This is a genomic window from Flavobacterium sp. ENC (assembly GCF_020991415.1).
In the GTDB taxonomy this organism is placed as follows: Bacteria; Bacteroidota; Bacteroidia; order Flavobacteriales; family Flavobacteriaceae; genus Flavobacterium.
Map to the genome: position 1 here is coordinate 184,820 of NZ_JAJMOY010000004.1, position 23,077 is coordinate 207,896.

Annotated in this window: 16 protein-coding genes; 12 read left to right on the plus strand and 4 right to left on the minus strand. The window is 35.0% G+C overall.

What is annotated here, in order from left to right; genetic code table 11:
• The 3 genes from LPB89_RS12305 (at position 1) to LPB89_RS12315 (ending at position 3,898) form a co-directional block, all read left to right on the plus strand.
• Positions 1-1,275, plus strand: a complete 1,275-nt coding sequence (locus tag LPB89_RS12305) for an O-antigen translocase (RefSeq protein WP_230702086.1) — start codon at positions 1-3, stop codon at positions 1,273-1,275.
• 257 nt (positions 1,276-1,532) lie between these two features.
• Complete coding sequence (locus tag LPB89_RS12310; protein ID WP_230702087.1) at positions 1,533-2,972, plus strand: MBOAT family protein; 1,440 nt, start codon at positions 1,533-1,535, stop codon at positions 2,970-2,972.
• Entirely contained in the window at positions 2,972-3,898 is a 927-nt protein-coding gene (locus LPB89_RS12315; protein ID WP_230702088.1) for a hypothetical protein, read from the plus strand. Before LPB89_RS12310 ends, LPB89_RS12315 begins: the two co-directional genes overlap by 1 nt.
• 37 nt (positions 3,899-3,935) lie before the next feature.
• On the opposite strand, the gene LPB89_RS12320 is transcribed toward LPB89_RS12315, so the two are convergent.
• Entirely contained in the window at positions 3,936-5,066 is a 1,131-nt protein-coding gene (locus LPB89_RS12320; protein WP_230702089.1) for a glycosyltransferase, read from the minus strand.
• Positions 5,067-5,107: 41 nt separating this feature from the next.
• On the opposite strand from LPB89_RS12320, the gene LPB89_RS12325 reads away from it, so the two are divergent.
• Both LPB89_RS12325 and LPB89_RS12330 read left to right on the plus strand, forming a co-directional pair.
• A complete protein-coding gene (locus LPB89_RS12325; RefSeq protein WP_230702090.1) occupies positions 5,108-5,935 on the plus strand; it encodes a glycosyltransferase family A protein in 828 nt (275 codons plus the stop codon).
• Complete coding sequence (locus tag LPB89_RS12330; protein WP_230702091.1) at positions 5,932-6,339, plus strand: FdtA/QdtA family cupin domain-containing protein; 408 nt, start codon at positions 5,932-5,934, stop codon at positions 6,337-6,339. The genes LPB89_RS12325 and LPB89_RS12330 overlap by 4 nt, the downstream gene beginning before the upstream one ends.
• Here LPB89_RS12330 and LPB89_RS12335 read toward each other — a convergent pair.
• From LPB89_RS12335 to LPB89_RS12345, 3 genes are read right to left on the minus strand one after another with little or no spacing between them, the layout of a single operon-like run.
• On the minus strand, positions 6,322-7,248 hold the full coding sequence (locus LPB89_RS12335; RefSeq protein ID WP_230702092.1) for a glycosyltransferase family 2 protein: 927 nt from the start codon (positions 7,246-7,248) through the stop codon (positions 6,322-6,324). The genes LPB89_RS12330 and LPB89_RS12335 overlap by 18 nt on opposite strands.
• Positions 7,249-8,136, minus strand: a complete 888-nt coding sequence (locus tag LPB89_RS12340) for a glycosyltransferase family 2 protein (RefSeq protein WP_230702093.1) — start codon at positions 8,134-8,136, stop codon at positions 7,249-7,251.
• A complete protein-coding gene (locus LPB89_RS12345) occupies positions 8,136-8,819 on the minus strand; it encodes a cell division ATP-binding protein FtsE (RefSeq protein WP_127336939.1) in 684 nt (227 codons plus the stop codon). The genes LPB89_RS12340 and LPB89_RS12345 overlap by 1 nt, the downstream gene beginning before the upstream one ends.
• Positions 8,820-9,509: 690 nt before the next feature.
• Here LPB89_RS12345 and LPB89_RS12350 point away from each other — a divergent pair.
• The 7 genes from LPB89_RS12350 to LPB89_RS12380 all read left to right on the plus strand — a co-directional run bounded on the left by LPB89_RS12350 (position 9,510) and on the right by LPB89_RS12380 (position 22,958).
• On the plus strand, positions 9,510-12,524 hold the full coding sequence (locus LPB89_RS12350) for a tetratricopeptide repeat protein (protein WP_230702094.1): 3,015 nt from the start codon (positions 9,510-9,512) through the stop codon (positions 12,522-12,524).
• A gap of 101 nt (positions 12,525-12,625) precedes the next feature.
• Entirely contained in the window at positions 12,626-13,489 is an 864-nt protein-coding gene (locus LPB89_RS12355; RefSeq protein ID WP_230702095.1) for a PhzF family phenazine biosynthesis protein, read from the plus strand.
• 93 nt (positions 13,490-13,582) lie between these two features.
• A complete protein-coding gene (locus LPB89_RS12360; RefSeq protein WP_230702096.1) occupies positions 13,583-15,337 on the plus strand; it encodes a TonB-dependent receptor in 1,755 nt (584 codons plus the stop codon).
• A gap of 249 nt (positions 15,338-15,586) precedes the next feature.
• The gene (locus LPB89_RS12365; protein ID WP_230702097.1) at positions 15,587-16,036 is read left to right on the plus strand and encodes a GreA/GreB family elongation factor; all 450 of its coding nucleotides are present in this window, start codon (positions 15,587-15,589) and stop codon (positions 16,034-16,036) included.
• Positions 16,037-16,490: 454 nt separating this feature from the next.
• Positions 16,491-18,167, plus strand: coding sequence for an asparagine synthase B (gene asnB, locus LPB89_RS12370; protein ID WP_230702098.1), 1,677 nt, complete (start codon positions 16,491-16,493; stop codon positions 18,165-18,167).
• A 234-nt stretch (positions 18,168-18,401) separates the two neighbouring features.
• Positions 18,402-20,018 (plus strand): asparagine synthase B, encoded by a 1,617-nt coding sequence (gene asnB, locus LPB89_RS12375; protein ID WP_230702099.1) that lies wholly within the window; start codon positions 18,402-18,404, stop codon positions 20,016-20,018.
• 207 nt (positions 20,019-20,225) lie between these two features.
• A complete protein-coding gene (locus tag LPB89_RS12380) occupies positions 20,226-22,958 on the plus strand; it encodes a pitrilysin family protein (protein ID WP_230702100.1) in 2,733 nt (910 codons plus the stop codon).
• Positions 22,959-23,077 lie beyond the last annotated feature (119 nt).

Below are 23,077 nucleotides of genomic sequence, written 5' to 3' on the forward strand. Positions count from 1 at the left end.
TTGAATTCCTTAAAAAAAATAATGCAGACCACTTTGTTTAAAATTACTTCTTTAAACAGTTTTAGTGTAGCGCTAAAAATAGGAATTGGCCTAATTACTTCTAAAATACTTGCCATTTTTGTTGGTCCCGGCGGTATGGCTTTGGTTGGGAATTTACGCAATTTTTTAACTTCCTTAGAGAGCATTTCCACACTTGGTTTTCAAAACGGAATAGTAAAATATGTAGCTGAAAACCAAAAGAACAAGAGTGAACTTCAAAAAATAATTGCTACCGTTTTTATAAGTTTAGTTACCGTTGCGGTTATTCTAAGCTTTGTTTTGTATTTTTTTGCGACATTCTGGAATGCTAAAATTTTCAGCAATCAATTGGATTATTCCCTTGTTTTTAAAATTTTAGCATTGGCCTTGCCCTGGTACGCCGTTTCGGTATTTTTACTGGCGATCTTAAACGGATTGAGCCAGTTTAAAAAAGTAATAGGAATCAATATTATCGGCAATGCCATTGGTTTGATTGTATCTGTTTTTATGATTTTACAATTTAAAACCCTCGGTGCTTTATTGGCAATTGTAATTACGCCTGCCATATTGTTTTTCGTCACTTTTTATTTTATAAATACGGAAATCAACTTTTTGGGATCGGTTCGTTTGCATTTGTTCGATTTTAAAATCATAAAAAATCTGTCTTCTTATTCTGTAATGGCGCTGGTTTCATCAGTTTTTGGCCCTGTTGTTTTTTTGGCCATCCGAAATAAAATTATCGAAAATTTAGGCATTGATCAGGCGGGCTTTTGGGAAACCATGACGCGTATATCTTCTTATTACCTGATGTTTGTAAGTACAATCTTGACCGTTTATTTTTTGCCAAAACTTTCAATCGCACAAACGAAGGAAGAAACTAAAACAGTGTTTTGGACATTTTATAAAACAATTTTACCTGTTTTTATCGGAGGACTACTTATGGTTTATTTTTCAAGATTTTTCATAATCAACGTATTGTTTACGAAAGAATTTTTACCGGTTACCAATTTGTTTTTCTGGCAATTGATTGGTGATGTTTTTAAAGTGGCCTCCCTAATTTTAGGATATCAGTTCTTCGCTAAAAAGTTAACGACAGCTTTTATAATTTCTGAGGTGTTTTCTCTGGCCGTTTTATATTTTGCCAGTTTGTTTTTTATGAAACATTACGGAATTGAAGGCGTAGTAATGGCTCAGGCCTTCGATAATTTTATGTATTGGATTGTTTTGTGTTTTTATTTTAGGAAGAGTTTGATTTAATCCTCATTCCACACACTCAGGTACTTCTCAGCAATTTTCACATAATCATGTTCTTTTTTTGGTAATATAGTCTTCTCTTTGTAATGCTAAATATTTTGAGTATTTATTATTTTAGCATTCGTAATTAAAACAGGATTTAATAACTTGGGAAACTCAACCCTAAAAATTATTTTTAGTAGCTAACTTAAATTGGATTAATGCTACTTTATATATTTATTTAATAGTTTTTTTTAAGCCTTAAAATACTATCAAATTCTATGCTATTTAATACCTTAAACTTTGCCCTCTTTTTTTCACTAGTATTTATATTATATTGGTTTGTATTTTATAAAAGTCTAAAATGGCAAAATTTATTTTTGTTGCTGTCTAGTTTGTTTTTTTATAGCTGCTGGGACTTAAGATTTACTTTCTTACTAGCTTTCTCTATTGGCTTAGATTTTTATACGGGAAAAAAGATATTTGATAATATAAATAATTCCCGCTTGAAAAAGCGATGGCTTTGGTTAAGTGTAATTCTTAATTTGAGTCTTCTGGGTTTATTTAAATATTACAATTTTTTTATAGATAATTTTTCAGAACTCTTTTCGGGGTTAGGACTTAAAATTAATACATGGACACTACAAATAATTTTGCCTGTAGGAATTTCATTTTATACTTTTCATGGATTATCATATGTAATTGATATTTATAAAGAGAAGATCAAGCCGGTAAACAGTATAATTGATTATGCTCTATTTGTCAGTTTTTTTCCTTTGTTAGTTGCTGGTCCAATAGAAAGAGCGCAACATCTTTTACCTCAAATTCAAAAAAAGAGAAGTTTTGATTATAACAATGCTGTTTGTGGATTAAGACAAATACTATGGGGATTAGTAAAAAAAGTGGTTATTGCAGATAACTGTGCCGAATATGTTAATTTAATTTTTGATAACCCATCCGATTATTCAGGGAGTACTTTGGTTATTGGGGCAATTTTATTCTCATTTCAAATCTACGGGGATTTTTCGGGTTATACAGATATTGCCATTGGAACTGCCCGACTATTAGGAATTGAATTATTGCAGAATTTCTCCTATCCTTATTTCTCACGTGATATAGCCGAATTTTGGAGAAGATGGCATATTTCTTTATCAAGCTGGTTTAGAGATTATGTCTATATACCCCTTGGGGGTTCACGTGGATCCAAATGGGAACAGGTAAGGAATGTTTTTATAGTTTTTATGCTAATTGGTTTTTGGCATGGCGCCAATTGGACTTTTATAATCTATGGGTTTATTAATTTTTTATATATTCTTCCTTTATTATTGCTACGCCAAAATAGAAAAAATATTGAAATAGTATCCGCTAGTGGCTTTGTAGCAAATAGTAAAGTTTTTTTTGATATTATCTTAACTTTTGGTTTAGTTACGTTCGCTAGAATCTTCTTTAGATCCAATACTGTAGGAGACGCTCTTTTTTATATATCTAAAATATTTTCTAATACCTTATTTACTTTTCCGGAAATATTTCCTAAAACAATAATTGCAGTTTTGTTTTTATTTATGTGTATTGAATGGAGCGGAAGGAAAAATTATTTTGCTATTGAAAAATTAGGATTGACCTGGGCAAAACCTATTAGGATCGGTTTTTATTATGTTTTGACGATACTAGTTTTATATTATTCCGGTAAGGATTTACAATTTATATATTTTCAATTTTAATGAAGAAATTAATAGGGAAGCTAATAGTTTTTTTACTACCAATTGTATTGGTATTTGTTTTTATAGAATGTTTTTACAGGGTCGTGCCCAATAATTATTCTTTCAAAAATGAAAATGTTCAGAAAAGATATGAAACAACAGAGGTCTTAATATTAGGAAATTCCCATACCTTTTATGGCTTGAATCCATTTTTTTTTGATAAACCGACATTTAATTTATCTAATATTAGTCAATCTTTATATTTTGATCAGCTTTTATTTGAAAAGCATTTAGATAAATTTAAAAAGCTCAAATGCGTTATTTTAAATATTGAATACACGAGTTTAAGTCAATTAAAAGATACAGGAGAAGACAGCTGGAGAAAATACTATTATAAAAGTTATATGGATTTGGATGTTCCAATAATCTCTAAGTTTGATTATGGGAACTATTTCGTATCATCGAAAAGACCGTTTAATAAAAATATAAAATTAGTGGATCGCTATTTTTCAGAAGGAACTCTTACCGATTGTGATGCAAATGGTTTTGGTACTAATTATACCAAAGAAAAGAGATTTTTAAATATAGATGAACTTGCAGCTAATACGATAAAACGTCATGAAGATAATTTGTTGGATTTTTCTGAAAATATCTCGGTAGTTGAATCAATTATTCATCAATGTAAAGAAAAAGGTATTGAAGTGATTTTAGTAACGATGCCTGTTTCAAGGGCATATTCTAAGAGAGTAAACAGATTTAAATTAAATAGGATTATAAAAACGGCTCAATTATTTGAAAAGAAAAATTTAAATGTGAGATACCTAAATTTATTTACCGATTCAAGATTTACAAATGATGATTTTTATGATCCGGATCATTTGCATACAAAGGGAGCCGAGAAATGCTCATTAATTGTAAACACTTTTAAAAAAAAATGTAATTTGTAATTTGATTCCCAATTGAAAGTTCATACAATTTCTTTTTTTAATTTGTACTCCAAACATTCAAATAGCGCTCAGCAATTTTTACATAATCATGCTCCTTTTCTATAAAAGCTCTGGCCCGCATGCCTATTGCAATTATTTCTTGGGGATTTTCGATTAAATAAGATAATTCAGCAACCAGATAATCTACATCCGGAAGTGCATTTACACAGACTCTTTCGGTAAGGTGGTAATAGTTTGTAAATTCAGTTTCGGCGCCTGTAAAAACCACTTTTCCTTTTGCCATTGCTTCCAGGGCATTGTATCCCTGATCGTACGAGTACACCTGATCTAATACAATTTGAGCATGATTGTAAAGGGTGATGTATTGTTTATAAGGAGCATTTTCAGTTTTGATGATACCTATTTTGTTGCCATATTTTTGCTGAATAATTTTAAGAGTTTCTTCGAAAAAAGGAGTTCCTTTTTTTATGCTGCTTGTATTATTTACGCCTAAAAAAATGATGACTTTTTGGACGCTATCCAACGGTTCAAAAGCAATTTTAGCGGTATTTACCGGATTCGGAATTAAGGTTTTTTCCGGTAATGGAATTTTATAATCCAAATCAGAAACCATGGTTTTGGAAACGCTTTCGCTTACAAAATCATATAAATCGCGGTATTTTTTTTGAGTGTATTTTAGTGAAAAACGATAATAAGAAGCAAGTTTCCTGTCTTTTAGCAAAGGTGTCAAAATAGAATATGGTAAAGAATCTTTTAGCATGAAATCGATTATGGGCGTGTCTTCACCGCAAACGAGCAGAAAACTTTTTTTATTCTGACGAAAGAGTTTTTTTAATAAAAATTTAGAAAAAAAAGGATAGGTTTCAATTGCGTTGGAATTGATCAACTGAACGACATCATACTCTTTTAATCGGGGTAAAAACAACCAGAAACGAATTCCTTTTTCAGCCAGTGGCAAATCTAGTTTGAAAAGACGGAACAGAATTTTGTTTAAAAATATTAAAAGCTTGTTCTCCATAAAATACCTGGGAAAAATAGAATAGTCCACGGGAAATTGCTTAAAACTATCCCCTGTTGCAATAATGGTGACCTCATGCTGCAGCACTTCCAGTCCTTCTTTTAAAGAATTATGCAGCCTGCTATATTCTCCTACCAATAGTACTTTCATTTGTGACGGAAATATTTATATTTACGTAAATATATATGAAAATGTCAAATGTTTTTTCTGAAAAGGACTTCGAAATTTTAATTGCTACCAAAGATAGAAGCAATTTTGATTTTTTGATGCCTATGTTTCCGTTTCAGCATTTTTCAAATTTCAATATTTTGATTGTAAATCAATCGAAAAATAAGATTTTGTCTTCTGATTTTGAATTTGTTAAGGTAATTAATAGTACTGAGAAAGGTCTGTCTAAAAGCAGGAACAAAGCCATTCAGAATGCCTCAAAAAAAATCTGTTTAATCACCGATGATGATGTTGTTTTTGCAGAAAACTTCAGAAGCCATATTCTTTTAGCTTTCCAAAATCAGGATAAAGCAGACATCATTACCTTTAATCATCAGCGGATTGGTGCTTTGCAGCCGCAGAAAAAATGGAATTCACCTTTTAAGCATAATTCAAAAACCATATGGAGTGTAAGTTCCATTGAAATTGCATTCAAACTAACAGAGATAAAAAAAAAGAATATCGCTTTTGACACCAATTTTGGACTGGGTTCTTTTTTTGAAACTGCCGAAGAATTTTTATTTTTAAAAACAGCCTTAAATCAAAAGGGGAACGTTTATTTTAGCCCGGAAATTATAGTTTCGCATCCTGAATTTTCATCCGGAAAAGACGAAGGATCTGATACTTTAATTTATTCGAGAGCGGCCTTGTTTTATAAACTGCATGGAAGTTTTGCTTTGGTCTGGCTGGCCAAATATGTCTTTTTTTTGATTAGAAAAAAGTACATTCGCTTTTCTGAAGCTGGAGAAAAATATAAAACCGGTTTAGCAGGAATCGCAAAATTCAGAGAAATAACGAAACATAAACTATGACTACAATTACTGATATTCAGTTAATCGAAATTCCAAAAATTCAGGACAGGCGTGGCAATCTTTCGGTTATAGAAGGGGATACAATTCCATTTGCCTCAAAAAGAGTCTATTATTTATATGATGTTCCAAGCGGAAGTAAGCGCGGTGGACATGCCCATAAAAATCAAAAAGCATTTTTGATTGCATTAAGCGGAAGTTTCGATGTAGTCCTAAAAGACGGAAAATCATCTCAAATAGTGACACTAAATAAGCCTAATTTAGGCTTATTAATCGTAGAAGGGATCTGGCGGGAATTACAAAATTTTTCTTCCGGGGCAGTTTGCCTGGTTTTGGCTTCGGACGAATTTGACGAAGAAGATTACATCAGGGAATATAAAAATTTCAAACTATTTAAAAACCGATGATCCTATACCAAGGTCAGCCATTTTTAATTTTATCTGAATCGACAGCCATAATAAAGAGGAGGGAAGGCTTAGTATAAATCTTTTTTTGAAGCCTATTTTCCCTAAATCAATTCCGGTATAAAAGTGAGTAAAAAGGGCTTTGTTGCCGGTTAATTTGCTTTTTATGGCGAGCGAAAATCGATTTAAATCTAAATAATACTTCAGGTCAGCATTGGTTTTTTCAAGTGCTGTAAATTTCGAAAAATCCATTTTTGCATGCAGCAATGTATCGTCCTTCGACAGGCTGTTGTTGTCATAGACGTAACGCGCGAGAATGTTCCAGGAAAATAAAACGGGATAAACCAATCCGATTCTAATCCAGAGATCGGTATCCTGACCGCTTTTTATTTTGGGGTCAAAAACTCCGATTTCTTCAAAAATGCTTTTGTGAAATACCGCGCAGGAAGTACAAATAATAGGTTCTTTTGTACTGGCGCTAAAGTAATTTACAAGTTCGGAACTATCTGTTTTGGGTATCGAATATTGAGCAGCAAATACTTTTTTTGAAGTTTCAATTTCAATCGCGGCACTAAAAACTTTTTGTTCCGGAAACTGCCTGATTTGTTCAAACATTACCTGCAGGAAATCAGGGTACCAGTAATCATCAGCATCAAGAAAAGTAATGTGTTGTGCGCTGGCTTTTTCAATACCGAAATTTCTTGCCAGTGAAACGCCTTCATTCTTTTTGGAATAATACTGAATTCGGGGATCTTTAAACTGAAGCGCTTTTGTCTCACTGCTGTCCGTTGATCCATCATTCACCAGAATCACTTCATAATCCTGAAAAGTCTGAGCCAGCACACTCTGTATCGTATTTTCGATAAAGTTTTCTTTGTTGTATAACGGAATAATGATAGAAAAAAACGGCATTTATTTAGTTTTCAAGGTACAATAATATCCCAATCGGTAAAGATCAAATAGCAATAGTGATGGCTTTCTACCTAACAATTGCTTCAAAAATAAAGGTTTTGTTATTCTAAAACAAAAAGCAACTAAAGGTTGAAGATAATATTTTTTAAGGATTTGAAAGTAATGCGATAGCTTTACGTATTCAGTTGAAATTAAATTTGAATCTGTGAGGTTCTTCAAGGCAACAACAGCTTCTTCAGATTTTCTTAAAAATGTCTGGCTGTGTTCTAATCCCAGATGATAGACAGGGTTTTCAAAATGAACAATGGCTATCTGATTTTGCATTAATTCAAATGAAAATAATGTATCTTCATGCCTTAAATTTGGAATACTTTCATTAAAATTTACTTCCGAGAAAATACTTTTTTTGATCAGAAAGTTCAGCGTCAAAAATGAAATATAGGGGCTTTTATTCCGATCTGAAACTGTCAGGGCTTCTCTTTTTGTACCATAAATCCATCGTAAAACTTCATCTCCGGAAGGTTGAATATCCTGATAGCGAATTCCACCATAAACGATTTTTTTACTATCGTTTATTTGGGAAATATAATTTGATATAAAATTTTCGTGTACAGGAATTGTGTCAGCATCTAAAAAAAGCAAGTTGTCATAAATTGCTTTTTGAGCCAGTAAATTTCGAATGGCACTGCGGCCGATATTTTTTTCTAAAATGGAATAACCAGTATTTTTTAATTTACTAATCTCTTGATTTTCACTTAAAAATTTTTGAGAACCATCATCCAGACAAATAATTTCAAAAGGGATTTCGCATTCTAAAACCTGACGGTGTAAAGTCGCTACGAGAGGGCAAATATTATAATTATAAACTGGAATTAGAATTGAAAGCATTACACGCTGCGCTGTACCACTTCAAAAATTCTTTCGTCCTCACATTTTAAAGTTTTAGACGGGAATTTCATTAATAAGGCATAATCGTGCGTAGCCATGATAACCGTTTTACCGTTGGCGTTGATTTTTTTCAAGACCTCCAATACTTCAGAACTCGTTTGCGGATCAAGGTTTCCGGTTGGCTCATCGGCCAGTATAAATTCAGGATCGTTTAGCAATGCTCGTGCAATGGCAACACGTTGTTGTTCTCCTCCGGAAAGCTGGTGAGGCATTTTGTTTACAAATTCTTTCATTCCGACTTTGTCCAGAACTTCATCGATTTTGTGTTCCATGGCGTCTTTTTCATGCCATCCGGTTGCTTTTAATACAAAAAGCATATTGTCTTTTACAGAACGGTCCGGCAGTAATTTAAAATCCTGGAAAACAATTCCAATTTTACGTCTCAAAAACGGAATTTCACTTTCCTTTAAAGTCGCCAGATCAAATTCAACGATATGGCCTTCTCCTTCGCTTAAAGGCAAATCACCGTACAAAGTTTTCATGAAACTACTTTTTCCCGAACCGGTTTTTCCAATGATGTAGATGAACTCACCATGCTGAACATCTAAATTAATATGAGATAAAATTTTTCTTCCTTCCTGATATATAGTGACTTCTTTAAGAGACAGTACGATTTGTGACATAATAAATTGATTTGAATGGTAAAAGTAATAAGATAACGGATGGATTCAAAATAAATTTCAATCATTTCTGAAGAAAACCTATAATAGAAAGAAATAAAAAAGCAGACCCTGTAAGCGATATAAGTTCATTTTAGAGAATGCTGTGGCAGGTTTTTGATATTGAATTCTGAAGCAATAAGTACGTTATAAAAATATTTAGCCCGTGAAAAATTGAACCACATAAGTGATGTAAGTTCATTTTAGGAAATGATGGCGAAAGTTTTTGGCATTGAATTCTAAAGAAATATGTACGTTATAAAAGTTTTTAGCCCGTGAAAAATTGAACCACATAAGCGATGTAAGTTCATTTTAGGAAATGATGGCGAAAGTTTTTTGCATTGAATTCTAAAGAAATATGTACGTTATAAAAGTTTTTAGCTCTTGAAAAATTGAACCACATAAGCGATATAAGTTCATTTTAGGAAATGATGGGTAAGGTTTTTATTTATGAAATTGATATACTCTCAATCTCATGGAGCGCTTTGTTAAAGAGTCTTACTTATAATAACTTACACAACTTATATGGTTAAGAGATATGCTTGCAGAAGCTGTCAGATATAAGTTTTTAAAATGTTTTTTTATAATAAAAGGCGGAAACGTTTCGTTATAAACGGTATTAAATGATAAATTTGAATACTAAATAACAATAAAATGCGTAAACTTTTCTGGTTCTTTTTACTACCAATTGTCCTTTTTTCGACCCTGGTATCGGCGCAAAAATCAGCTATATATACCTACGATTTAAAGGATTTTGACAAAGCACTGGCTTTATACAATGACAAACAATACGCTTCGGCACAACATATTTTTGAATATGTAAAGAATAGCGCCACAACAGAAGAAGTTCAGTCTGATTGTGCGTATTATATCGCCAACTGCGCCATCAGGACCAATCAGGCGAATGCTGATGCACTGATGGAAAAGTTTGTAACCGACTATCCGACAAGTACAAAACAAAATCAGGCGTATGTAGAAGTGGCTCATTTTTTCTTCGAACAGGGCAATTATCCGAAAGCTTTGCAGTGGTTTGACAAGGTAGATGAAAGCTATATGAGCAAGTCTGATCTGGATAAATTCAACTTTCAGAAAGGATACAGTTATTTTAATGCTAAAAACAAAAAAGAAGCAACAACCTATTTCAATAAGGTAGTGAATTCTCCCGAGTTTGGTTCTCAGGCTAAATATTACTTAGGGTTTATGGCATATGAAGGAGACGATTACAAAGAAGCGACGAAATATTTTGATGAAGTTTCAGGCGAAGAAAAATACAAAGAAAAGCTGTCGTACTATCAGGCCGATATGAATTTCAAATTAGGAAATTTCCAAAAAGCAATTGATTTGGGCCAAAAGGCAATGGGGAAATCAAATGCCCTTGAGCAATCGGAATTGAATAAAATTATTGGGGAAAGTTATTTCAACTTAAAACAATACGACAAAGCGATTCCGTTTTTACAGGAATACAAAGGAAGAAAAGGAAAATGGAATAACACCGATTTTTATCAGCTGGGGTATGCTTATTATGAGCAAAAAAACTACGAAAGTGCGATTTCCCAATTCAATAAAATTATTGAAGGAAAAGATTTCGTAGCCCAAAATGCCTATTATCATTTAGGTCTGAGTTACCTGAATACCGGGAAAAAACAAGAGGCATTAAATGCTTTCAAAAACGCTTCCGAAATGGATTTCAACACCCAGATTCAGGAAGACGCCGCTTTAAATTATGCTAAACTGAGTTATGAAATCGGAAATGCGTACCAAACCGTTCCCGGAATTCTGCTTGATTTCTTAAAAAAATACCCAAACAATTCCAGCAGATCAGAAGTAGAAAAACTACTGGTGGATTCGTATATCTCTTCAAAAAATTACAAGGAAGCTTTAGTTTTACTGGAGAAAAACCGAACTCCCGAAAATAAATTAGCCTACCAGAAAGTCCTTTTTTACAGAGGTGTGGAATTGTACAATGAAGCCAATTATGATGAAGCACTAAAAATGTTCAATAGCGCTGTCAAAGAACAAAAAAATCCTGACTTTACGGCCAGGGCTACCTTCTGGAAAGCAGAATCGGAATATGTGACCGATGATTTTAAGGCTGCTTTACTGAGTTACAAACAATTTGCGGGACTGGCTGCGGCAAAAACAACTGACGAATACAAAAACATCAATTACAATATTGCCTACACTTATTTTAAACTGAAAGAATACGATCAGGCCGGTACTTATTTTCAGGCCCAAATTGATACTTCGAAAGAAGATAAAGTACGTTTAAATGATTCGTACCTGCGTTTAGGAGACTGCCGATTCGTGAGTGCCAAATACGGCCCGGCCATGGAAGCGTACGCCAAAGCCATGGAAGCAAAAGGCGTTGATGCGGATTATGCGCAATATCAAAAAGCACTTTCCTACGGCTTTATGTCTAAAAATGATAAAAAAATCGAAGAACTGAATAATTTCCTGCTGATGTATAAAAAATCATCCTACAGGGACGACGCTTTGTATGAATTAGGAAATACTTACGTTGCCCAGAAAAAGAATGATTTAGCCATTAAAACATACGATCAGTTGATTTCTGAATACAAAAACGGAGCATTTACTTCAAAATCAATCCTGAAACAGGGTTTGGTGTACTACAATACAGATCGTGACAATGAAGCTTTAGTAAAATTTAAAAAAGTTGCTGCCGAGTTTCCAAAAACACCGGAAGCTTTAGAAGCAGTCTCAACTGCCAGATTAATCTATGTTGATTCCGGAAAAGTAGACGAATATGCCACCTGGGTGCGCACGCTGGATTTTGTCGCGGTGACAGATGCAGAACTCGATAACGATACATACGAAGGAGCTTTTAAACAATACAGTCAGAATAACAGCAAAGTGGCTATTACCGGTTTTACAGGTTACATCAGCAAATTCCCAACCGGAATTCATGCGTTGGAGGCAAACTATTATTTAGCACAATTGTATTATGCAGAAGGCTCGGAAACGAAATCGGTTGCCAATTACCAATATGTAACCGATCAGCCGAGAAATGAATTTACGGAGCAGTCCTTAAACAGACTGGCCCAGATTTTCCTGAAAGCAAAAGATTGTGACAAATCGATTCCGGTATTGGTTCGTTTAGATAATGAAGCCGATGTTGCCCAGAACCAAAACTTCGCACAGGCCAATCTGATGAAGTGTTACTACGATAAAAAAGATTATACAAATGCAGTAGTCTACGCTGACAAAGTACTGCAAAATCCAAAAGCAGATGCAAACGTAAAAGCAGATGCACAGATTATCGTAGCCCGTGCCGCAATACAGACCGGTGATGAAGACAAAGCCAAAGCAGCCTATGCTAAATTGTCAACAACCTCAAAAGGAGAACTGGCCGCAGAAGCGCTGTATTATGATGCCTACTTTAAAACCAAAGAGGGCAAATTTGATGCTTCCAATGTGGCAGTTCAGAAATTAGCGAAGAGTTATTCTGCTTATAAATATTACGGTGCGAAAAGTCTGGTGCTGATGGCCAGAAATTTCTACGGACTGAAAGACAGCTATCAGGCCACGTACATTTTAGATAACGTCATCAATAATTTCACCGATTATCCGGATGTAGTCGAAGAAGCGAAAAGAGAACTGAGCGCTATTAAACTGGAAGAGTCTAAAACGAATTCATCGATTACTAAATAAGAATATAGAAGAAAGAATATAAATCGTAGAAAATAGAGGTAGATGAGGAAAAATCTATTTTCTATGTTCTTTTCTCTATACTCTCTTTAAAAAACAGAAAAATGACTTTACCCTTTTATATCATTGATGTTTTTGCTGAAAATAAATATGCCGGGAATCAACTGGCGGTTTTTTTAGAAGCAGGAAATCTAAGTTCGGAAGAAATGCAAAGGATCGCCAAAGAAATCAATTTTGCCGAGAGTACTTTTATTACAAAGCTGGATTTTGAAAATAATAGCGCAGAGATCAGAATTTTTACGCCGGCAAGCGAAATGAAATTTGCAGGGCATCCCATTATCGGAACTTCATGGGTGCTGATTCATAAAATATTCAAAAATGAACCTGATGCCATTACACTGAAAGTTCCGATTGGAGAAATTGCAATTCGTAAAACAGAAGATTTAATTTGGTTACAAGCGGCTCAGCCGGAATTTTTAAATGTTTTCGATAAGGAAGACTTTTTATCCTTCAGTACTTTAAAAAGTGAAGATTTTGAGGATCAGTATCCTATTCAGGAAGTGACCACCGGAAGTGCTTTTGTGATCGTTCCGCTTAAAGATCAAAAAGCTTTGGAGGCATTGGTTTTAGACAAAGATAAAACGAATGAATGGCTGATGAAAAATTGCAAAACAAATCACAGAGCCTTATATTTTTATTGCCTGGAAGATTCCAAAATAATAAGCAGAATGCTTTGTGTAGAATACAATCAACTCGTGGAAGATGCGGCAACAGGAAGTGCTAGTACCTGCCTACAGGCTTTTCTTCTGAAATACCATTCCGCTAAAATAGAGACGATAAACCATCAGGGCGATTTTATAAACCGACCGTCCCGAATTTATTTTAAAGGAGAATTGACAGAGAACGAGTATACGATACAAATTGGAGGAAAATCTCAATTTATTGCCAAAGGAGATTGGGAAGCATAATAATTAGAAAATTAGAAAATTTGATAATGTAATAACTAATTGTAAAAAGACATTTTGCATTTCACCAATTAGATTTTACAAAATAAAATAAATATGAAAATGAATTTCAATAATAAAACGATCCTTTTGATTTTGCTGTTTGCTGTTCAGCTTTCCTTTTCGCAGACGAAAGAAGAAAGTATCGGGACAGAAACGGTAAATGTGGTAAAGCCTTATTCGCCGACAGTCTCAGACGCTTTTAAGGTAAAAGAAACACCTTCGCTTGACGATGCGGGAAACCAGCCCAAAGAAACGATTAAATACAGTATTTTGTCTGTTCCGGTGGCTTCCACTTTTACGCCTTCAAAAGGAAAAGCAGAAGGCGTAGAGAAGTCTAAACAGGAACGTTTGTTTAGCAATTATGCGACTGTAGGAGTAGGGAATTATTCGACTTTAAATGCGGAATTGTTTGTAACACAGGATTTAGGAAATAACGATTACCTTTCCGGAATGTTCCGCCATCATTCGTCTCAGGGAGGCATAAAAGACGCAGAACTGAATGACGAATTCTATGATACCGCTTTAAATATTGGCTACGGTGCCAACAATCGCGATATGTCCTGGGCCATCGATTTAGGATATCAAAATCAGATTTACAACTGGTACGGTTTGCCTGCTGCCTTTGGTTCAGCTTTGCTTCCCGGCGAGCGTTTGGAGCTGGTTGATAAAATCAATCCGAATCACTCGTACAACACCATTTCCTTAGGTGGGAATATTGATTTTACGGAAGGTGTTTTTAATAAAATAACTACCCGATTTACCCATTTCTCCGATAGTTTTTCTTCTTCTGAAAACAGGTTTTACCTAAAACCATCGTTTAAAGTAGACGTGATGGACCAGTCTATCAATACCAATATTATTGTAGATCACGTAAGCGGAAGTTTCGAAAATAATTATGCGAATGATAATACGGAGCCTTTAAAATACAGCCTGACTAATTTTGGAATTGAGCCTAGTTTTGTGATTCTTGAAAACGACTGGACATTAGAGTTAGGGGCAGGATTGTTTTACGGTCTGGACTCTGAAAACAGCGGGAATAAATTTTATATTTATCCAAAAGTAAATGCTTCTTATAAATTAGTAGGTGACCTGATGATCTTTTATGCCGGAGCAAATGGTAGCCTGAATCAGAATTCCTATGCTGATTTTGTAACCGAAAACCCATTTCTTTCTCCAACGCTTAACATGAGGCCTACTAGTAATCAATACACTGTTTTTGCAGGATTGAAAGGGAAACTGGCCAATAATATCAATTATAACGTAACAGGTTCTTATCTGAATGAAAAGAATAAAGCATTGTTTAAAAGCAATGATTACACAGAAGACCTTGCGAATGAAAATTACGCCTACGGAAACTCTTTCGGAGTGGTGTATCAGGACGTAAGAACATTTCGTTTTTATGGGGAACTAAAAGCTGATTTTTCTGAAAATGTTACTTTTGGAATCAACGGAACTTTTAACAGCTACAAAAATGACGGTGCTTTAGAAGCCTGGAATTTACCAACAATCAAAGTAAGCTCAAACCTGGATGTCAATATCACCAAACAATGGTATGCCGGCCTGAATGTTTTTTATGTGGGAGAACGCAAGGATATGCAGTCGAATTTAGATTTTGCTACAGATCCTGTTATTGTAACTTTAAAAAGCTATTTTGATGCCAATGCGCATTTAGGATACAAATATAGTGAGCGTCTGACTTTCTTCTTAAAACTGAATAATATCGGAAATCAGGCTTACGAAAAATGGCTGAATTATCCCGTACAGGGATTTCAGGTGTTAGGTGGTGCCAATTATAAATTCGATTTTTAATTTTTTTTTACCGCAAAGGGCGCTAAGTTTTACGCAGGGTTCGCTAAGTCTTTAAAGAGATTCAGCGAACTTTGCTTTTAGTTAGCCACGAATGACACGAATTCTCACGAATCGACGCCTTATAAATTAATTGAAGTAGAATAATCCTTTTAATCAGTGAAAAAAAATTAGTGCAAATTTGTGTAATTTGTGGCCGAAAAAAGAAGAACCTTTGCATCTTTGTACCTTAGAACCTCAGTCCCTAAAAAAATGGAATTCAAACAAAAAATACATACGCATTATTTACAAATGGTCCAGGACCGGATAGATGTTTTCAGGGACATGATTTCGGCTTTGACTGAAGATTCTAAAAACGATGCAAAAGGTTCGGCCGGCGACAAGCATGAAACGGCACTGTCGATGATGCATATCGAGCAGGAAAAACTGACCAATAAACTAAAAGAAGCAATCGCTCAAAAAGCAATTTTAGATAAGATTGATGCCACCAAAACAGCAGAAAATATTATTTCCGGAAGTCTGGTCAAAGCCAACGGAATTTACCTGTACTTAAGCGTTGCCCTTCCCAAAATCACAATCGACGGTATAAATGTGATCGCCCTTTCACCTCAATCCCCTTTAGGTTCGCATTTAATGGGAAATAAAGTGGGGTTTCAGTTTGAGATTAATAAAACGCATTATACGATCGAGAGTGTTTTATAAAAATCCACGTCATTTATTCTTTTTCAGATAATTAAAAACAGCGGTAAATCTGCTTAATCTGCCAAATCTGCGTGCCACATCTGCAGCGTAGAAATATGCTTACCTCTAAAATAATAATGTATTTATGAGCGTATCCACACGACAAGATTTTAGAAATAGCATTTTTTAAAGAATATCTATTCCTTCTATTTGTAATCTTTCATTATATTTAAAACATCATTCGTTATAATTCAATAATTTCTTTAAAACATTGAGTTTTGTTCTTTGTTTACCTTCAAAATTGAAATTTTCAAGTTTGAAGCTTTATTTGGTGTTAAAATTTTACAATTTATATGTAAAATTCATTTTATGGTTTTAAATTATAACCCAAATTTGGTTTTGTGTTTTTCAATTATAACCATTACTGCATCTTTGCCCTATCAAAATAAAATTTAAAAATAAAAAATATATAGTTATGTGTGGAATCGTATGTGCCTTTGATCTAAAACAAAAAGCCGAAACTTTAAGACCTCAAGTATTAGAAATGTCTAAAATCATTCGTCACCGCGGACCGGACTGGAGCGGAATTTACAGCAATGAAAAAGCCATTCTGTCTCACGAGCGTCTGGCAATTGTAGATCCGGCTTCTGGAAAACAGCCTTTATTTACAGAAGATAAAAAACTGGTTCTGGCTGCAAACGGTGAAATTTACAACCACAGGGAATTGCGCAAACAATTTGAAGGAAAATATAACTTTCAGACCGAAAGTGACTGCGAAGTTATTTTAGCTCTTTACCAGGAAAAAGGACCTCATTTTGTGGATGAAATGAACGGAATTTTCGGATTCGCAATCTATGATGTAGAAAAAGACGAGTATTTTATTGCCCGTGACCATATGGGAATTATTCCGTTGTACATTGGCTGGGATCAGCACGGAACTTTTTATGTAGCTTCTGAATTGAAAGCTTTAGAAGGATATTGCACCAAAATTCAGTTGTTTCCTCCGGGACATTATATGACCAGTAAAGATGGCGAATTTGTACAATGGTACAAAAGAGACTGGACAGACTATGATGCCGTAAAAGACAACGAAACAAGCATTCCTGCAATTAAAGAGGCATTGGAAGCGGCAGTACACAGACAATTAATGAGTGATGTTCCTTACGGAGTTTTACTTTCAGGAGGTTTAGATTCGTCTATTACTTCGGCTGTAGCCAAAAAATTTGCACAAAAACGTATTGAATCAGATGATACCACAGATGCCTGGTACCCGCAATTGCACTCTTTTTCAGTAGGATTAGATGGTTCTCCTGATTTAGCTGCAGCTCAAATTGTAGCCAAACATATCGGAACTATTCACCATGAAATTAAATTCACCATTCAGGAAGGTTTAGATGCGGTTCGTGATGTAATTTATAACCTGGAAACGTATGATGTCACTACAGTTAGGGCTTCAACTCCAATGTGGCTGATGGCGAGAGTTATCAAGTCAATGGGAATCAAAATGGTACTTTCAGGTGAAGGAGCAGATGAGTTATTCGGAGGATATTTGTATTTCCATAAAGCGCCAAATGCACGAGAATTCCACGAAGAAAACGTTCGTAAATTAGGCAAACTGCATATGTATGATTGCCTGCGTGCCAATAAAAGTCTGGCAGCCTGGGGAATTGAAGGCCGTGTGCCGTTTTTAGACAAAGAATTTATGGATGTTGCCATGCGCATCAACCCGCAGGATAAAATGATCAACAAAGAGCACCCAATGGAAAAATGGGTAGTTCGTAAAGCATTTGAAGACATGTTGCCGGAAAGTGTTGCCTGGAGACAGAAAGAGCAGTTTTCTGACGGAGTAGGATACAGCTGGATTGATACTTTGAAAGAAGTAGTTGGAAAAGAAGTATCAGATGAACAACTGGCCAATGCGAGATTTAAATTTCCATTGCAGACCCCAACTTCAAAAGAAGAATACTATTACCGTTCTATTTTTGCAGAACACTTCCCGAGTGATGCAGCCGCTTTGTGTGTGCCTCAGGAAGCAAGTGTGGCCTGCAGTACAAAAATTGCCCTGGAGTGGGATGAGGCGTTCAAAAACATGAATGACCCTTCCGGAAGAGCAGTAGCCAGCGTACACGATGATGCCTACGCAAAAGCATAAGAATATTTAAATTAAAAGTTGTTAATATGAAAGACGTTCCCCTCTCGGGAACGTTTTTCTTCGTTAAATGTTAAATTGTATTATTTTAGCTACTTAAAAATAATTATTGGCAATTATTTAACTTTCTTTTTTATATTTGACATTCCCCAAAGAATATCCTGAAAATGAACTTTAAAAATAGTGTGAGATAAAATTTAAGGTTGCTAAAAAAATAGAAATAAAAAAAAGAATGGTATGTCTGGAATATTAGCCGTTATAGGTAAAGGAAAAGACCCGCAGCTCGTGAGAGAGCTTTCTAAAAGAATGTCGCACCGTGGTCCTGATGAAAGAGGGTATCAGATCATGGAAAATGGCAGTATTATCTGCCATGAAAGTTTGTCTATTATAGATTTGAATTCAGGGAAACAGCCTATTCAGGGAACTAAAAATGCCTGGATGGCACATGATGGGGAAATCTATAATTATCAGGAATTAAAAAACGGGCTTTTAAAAGCGTATACGTTCAGAACGAAATCAGATTCAGAAGTTATTGTGCATTTGTACGAGGAATTCGGATATAATTTTTGTAATAAACTGGACGGGGATTTTGCTTTTGTAATCATTGATGGAGACGATTATATTGCCGGCAGGGATCCGTTGGGCGTTAAGCCTCTGTATTATGGTCTGGATGAAAGAGGAAGAATCTATTTTTCTTCTGAAATGAAACCAATTGCAGATCAGTGCAAAACATTTTCCACTTTTCCTCCCGGGCATTATTATACCCCAAAGACCGGTTTTGTAAAATATTACAAGCCTGAATATGAGGATTACGAAAAGGCAAATCATGATCTTGATTTATCTTTAATAAGAGAGACACTGACAGAAGCAGTCCGCAAGCGATTAATGGGTGACTTACCAGTCGGCGTTTTGCTTTCGGGTGGTCTGGATTCTTCTTTGATTTCTTCGATTGCGGCCCGATTACTGGCCGGAACCGGTAAAAAAATACAATCCTTTTCAATTGGCTTAAATGCTGATGCTCCCGATAATAAAATTGCCAGAAAAGCAGCTGAATTTTTGGGAACAGAACATCACGAAATTCATTTTTCTGTTCAGGAAGGAATTGACGTGTTAGAAAAAATAATTCAGAATATTGAAACCTACGATGTCATCTCGGTACGAGCGAGTGTACCCATGTTTATATTGTCGAAAGCAATAGCAGAGAAAGGTATAAAAGCGATTTTGTCCGGAGAAGGTGCTGATGAAATCTTCGGAGGGCATTTGTATTTTAGAAATGCTCCGTCAACAGAAGAATTTCAAAAAGAAACGATCGAAAGAGTGCAGAAACTGTTTACGGCAGATTTATTGCGCGCTGACAAATCGACCATGGCAAATGGTATCGAAACAAGAGTTCCGTTTTTAGACAAAGATTTCCTTGATGCCAATATGCTGATCAAACCCGACGAAAAACAGCCTAAAACATACGACGGAATTGAGAAATATATTCTGAGAAAAGCATTTGATACTCCCGAGAATCCATATTTGCCGACAGAGGTTTTATGGCGTCAGAAAGAACAATTTTCAGATGGAGTCGGATACAACTGGATTGACGAATTAATTGAATATTGTGCGACACAGGTATCAGACGAGCAATTACAGAGTGCCAATGCAGAATTCCCATACAATTCTCCAACCACAAAAGAAGCGTATTTATACCGATCGATTTTCCACAAATATTATCCACAGGTGAGTGCGGCGCAGACCGTTCGAAAATGGATTCCAAAATGGCAGGAAAACCAGGATCCAAGCGGAAGGGCAAATGCAGCCCACCTGAAAGCGGATGTTAAAATTGCAAAATCCGGTGTAGCGGTTTAAAAGATAAAATCTTCACTGAAAAATAAATAGAATCCAGATAGCAATTGGATTTACAAGAATAACATAAAAATCCGAAACGACATTTTAAAAGTTTGTTTCGGATTTTTTTTATAGGATTCTATTTTTAAGATTAGCTGTGTCTAAGAAAAGTACTATATTTGGTTCAGTCATAAATAATTAATCGTGTTTTAATAATTGAATGAAAATATGAAAAAAGTATTACTTAAAGGAATTTTGTGTTGCGCGCTGAGCGTAGTGAGTTCTGGTTACGCTCAAAAAAAGGAAACCCCCAAATACATTACCAATGTAGAAGGAGTGAAGGAATATTCATTAAATAATGGATTAAAAGTACTCTTGATTTCGGATGCTTCCCAAAGTAATATGGTGGTGAATATCATTTATAATGTAGGTTCCAGAAATGAAGGGTATGGCGAAAAAGGAATGGCGCATTTACTAGAGCACATGCTTTTTAAGAGTACTAAAAACCTGGGTGATATCAAAAAAATGCTTTCAGACAAAGGCGGAAATGCCAATGGAACGACCTGGCTGGACAGAACCAATTATTATGAAGTTTTTCCTTCCAATGATGAAAATCTGAAATGGAGCCTGGAGATGGAAGCAGACAGGATGGTTAATTCTACGATTCTGCAGACCGATCTGGATAAAGAATTCTCTGTAGTAAGAAATGAATTTGAGATTGGAGAAAACAATCCCGATGGCGTTTTGCAGGAAAGAATAATTTCTACGGCTTATTTATGGCATAATTACGGAAATAGTACTATTGGAAGCAAAGAAGACATAGAACGCGTAAAAGCAAATACATTAAGGGTTTTTTACGAAAGATATTATCAGCCTGACAATGCAACTTTGGTGATCGCAGGTAAATTTGATGAGCAAAAGGCACTGGAATACATTGGACAGTATTTTTCAGTTATACCAAAACCAAAAAGAGTTTTGGATAAAACCTATACCCTTGAGCCGGCTCAGGACGGGGAGAAATTTGTAGAATTAAAAAGAGCAGGTGACAGTAAAAACGTAGGTGCTTTGTACCACACCGCTCCTTACGCTGATAAAGATTACGCCGCCATTGATGCTTTGACCGAGATTTTAACGGCAGATCCTTCCGGTTATCTTTATAAATCATTAGTAGAAGCGCGTAAAGTATCCAGTATTTACAGCTGGCAGCCAACTGTGAGAGATGCAAGTTTTGTGTATTTCGGAGTCGCTGTGCCTAACGATAAAGACATTAAGGAAACTGAAAATATCGTACGAACAGAACTGGATAAAATCCCGACAACAAAATATACCGATGAAGATGTAGCGAGAGCGAAAGCAAAAATCATTAAACAGATCGAAAGTATAAAAAACAACACCATTTCTTATGCAATCAATCTGACGGAAATTATCGGAGCAGGAGATTACAGACTTGGTTTTATCTATCGTGATGCTGTCGAGAAATTGACAAAAGAAGATATACAAAGAGTTGCAGAGAAATATTTCAGAAGCAATAACAGAACGGTTGGAATTTTTATTCCGTCTAAAGAAGAGCAACGATTGAAATCCGTAGAAATTACAGACGAGCAAATAGCAGCACTTACTAAAGATTATAAAGGAAAAGCGTTAGAAAAAGAAACAGCTGCATTTGAAGCTTCCATCAAAAATTTAAAACAAAATCTGGTAGAAGGGAAACTAAGTAATGGTGCAAAATACGGATTGGTTAAAAAGGAAATAAAAGGCGGAAAAGTTCAGGCAAGTTTTAAATTCCCGGTAAGTAATGAAAAGGATTTGGCCGGTAAGTCAGATGTTGGGGCGATTTTAGCACAATTACTGAAAACAGGTACCAAAACCAGAACCAAAGAACAAATTCAGGATCGGTTAGATCAGTTGAAATCCAGTGTGAATTTTAGTTTTTCAAAACAGACTTTATCGATCAATGTCAGTACTTATAAAGAAAACTTTAAAGAAGTAATGGATATTTTGTCTGATTTGCTGGTGAATTCTACTTTCCCGGAAAATGAATTGACAAAAACCATTACGGAATACAATACTTATTTAGAATCTAACCTGAATGATCCTCAGACTGTAGCTTTTACCGAAATTACAAGAATAACTTCTAAATATCCGAAAGAAAGTATTTTTTACACCTCAACAATTCAGGAGCAAATAGAGGCTTACAAGAAAATCAAGCAATCCGAAATAGTAGATTTTTACAAAAACATTCTGGGAGGACAAAACGGGACAGGTTGCGTAATCGGAGAATTAGACGCGAAAAGCACCGTTGAAATCCTTGAAAAAACTTTCGGTAAATGGAATTCTAAATCCAAATACGAACTGGCTAACCCAACGTATTTCGACACTCAGAAATTAGATAAAGATTATAGCACTCCGGACAAGGAAAATGCGGTGGCTATTGGGAAAATGAGTTTAAAAATGAATACCAAAAGCCCGGATTACCCAGCCTTCATTATGGTGAATGAGATCATCGGAAGCGGAGGTTTTTTAACTTCAAGAATTCCGATGCGATTAAGAGAAAAAGAAGGAATCAGTTACGGAGCAGGTTCATTTATTGATGTGCCAATCACGAATGATGTTGCTTTTTGGGAATATTACGCTTTTTTAAATCCTACGAAAAAATCGGCTGTTGAAGCAGCGACAAAAGAGGAAATTACAAAAGCATTAAAAGACGGATTTACAGAAGAAGAACTGAAAACAAATCTGGTTAGCTGGCAGAATAAGAGAAAAACCAGATTAGGAAGTGATGATACTTTGATGAGTCTGGTGAATACACATCTTACTTACGGAATCCCACTGGAAGATTATGATGATTTAGAAACGAAAGTTAAAGCGTTGAAAATACAAGAAGTAAATAGTGCTTTAAAGAAATATTTAAGTCTGGATAGAATGACTTCAATCTATGCAGGAGATTTTAATAAAAAATAATAAAATAAATTCCAATTTTTTAAAATTCCAGATTCCAATTTAGCATTTGAAATTTTAAAAATAAAAACTTCAAAAACCGAAATGACATCCCGATGTTTGTTTCGGTTTTTTTGCATAAT

What these genes read in the sequence shown, in the direction of transcription:
- asnB (WP_230702098.1), top strand. Translation starts at nt 16,491, where the DNA reads ATGTGTGGAATCGTATGTGCCTTTGATCTAAAACAAAAAGCCGAAACT.
- LPB89_RS12355 (WP_230702095.1), top strand. Translation starts at nt 12,626, where the DNA reads ATGACTTTACCCTTTTATATCATTGATGTTTTTGCTGAAAATAAATAT.
- LPB89_RS12340 (WP_230702093.1), bottom strand. Translation starts at nt 8,136, where the DNA reads ATGCTTTCAATTCTAATTCCAGTTTATAATTATAATATTTGCCCTCTC.
- LPB89_RS12345 (WP_127336939.1), bottom strand. Translation starts at nt 8,819, where the DNA reads ATGTCACAAATCGTACTGTCTCTTAAAGAAGTCACTATATATCAGGAA.
- LPB89_RS12360 (WP_230702096.1), top strand. Translation starts at nt 13,583, where the DNA reads ATGAAAATGAATTTCAATAATAAAACGATCCTTTTGATTTTGCTGTTT.
- LPB89_RS12325 (WP_230702090.1), top strand. Translation starts at nt 5,108, where the DNA reads ATGTCAAATGTTTTTTCTGAAAAGGACTTCGAAATTTTAATTGCTACC.
- LPB89_RS12315 (WP_230702088.1), top strand. Translation starts at nt 2,972, where the DNA reads ATGAAGAAATTAATAGGGAAGCTAATAGTTTTTTTACTACCAATTGTA.
- LPB89_RS12350 (WP_230702094.1), top strand. Translation starts at nt 9,510, where the DNA reads ATGCGTAAACTTTTCTGGTTCTTTTTACTACCAATTGTCCTTTTTTCG.
- LPB89_RS12330 (WP_230702091.1), top strand. Translation starts at nt 5,932, where the DNA reads ATGACTACAATTACTGATATTCAGTTAATCGAAATTCCAAAAATTCAG.
- LPB89_RS12310 (WP_230702087.1), top strand. Translation starts at nt 1,533, where the DNA reads ATGCTATTTAATACCTTAAACTTTGCCCTCTTTTTTTCACTAGTATTT.
- LPB89_RS12335 (WP_230702092.1), bottom strand. Translation starts at nt 7,248, where the DNA reads ATGCCGTTTTTTTCTATCATTATTCCGTTATACAACAAAGAAAACTTT.
- LPB89_RS12320 (WP_230702089.1), bottom strand. Translation starts at nt 5,066, where the DNA reads ATGAAAGTACTATTGGTAGGAGAATATAGCAGGCTGCATAATTCTTTA.
- LPB89_RS12380 (WP_230702100.1), top strand. Translation starts at nt 20,226, where the DNA reads ATGAAAAAAGTATTACTTAAAGGAATTTTGTGTTGCGCGCTGAGCGTA.
- asnB (WP_230702099.1), top strand. Translation starts at nt 18,402, where the DNA reads ATGTCTGGAATATTAGCCGTTATAGGTAAAGGAAAAGACCCGCAGCTC.
- LPB89_RS12365 (WP_230702097.1), top strand. Translation starts at nt 15,587, where the DNA reads ATGGAATTCAAACAAAAAATACATACGCATTATTTACAAATGGTCCAG.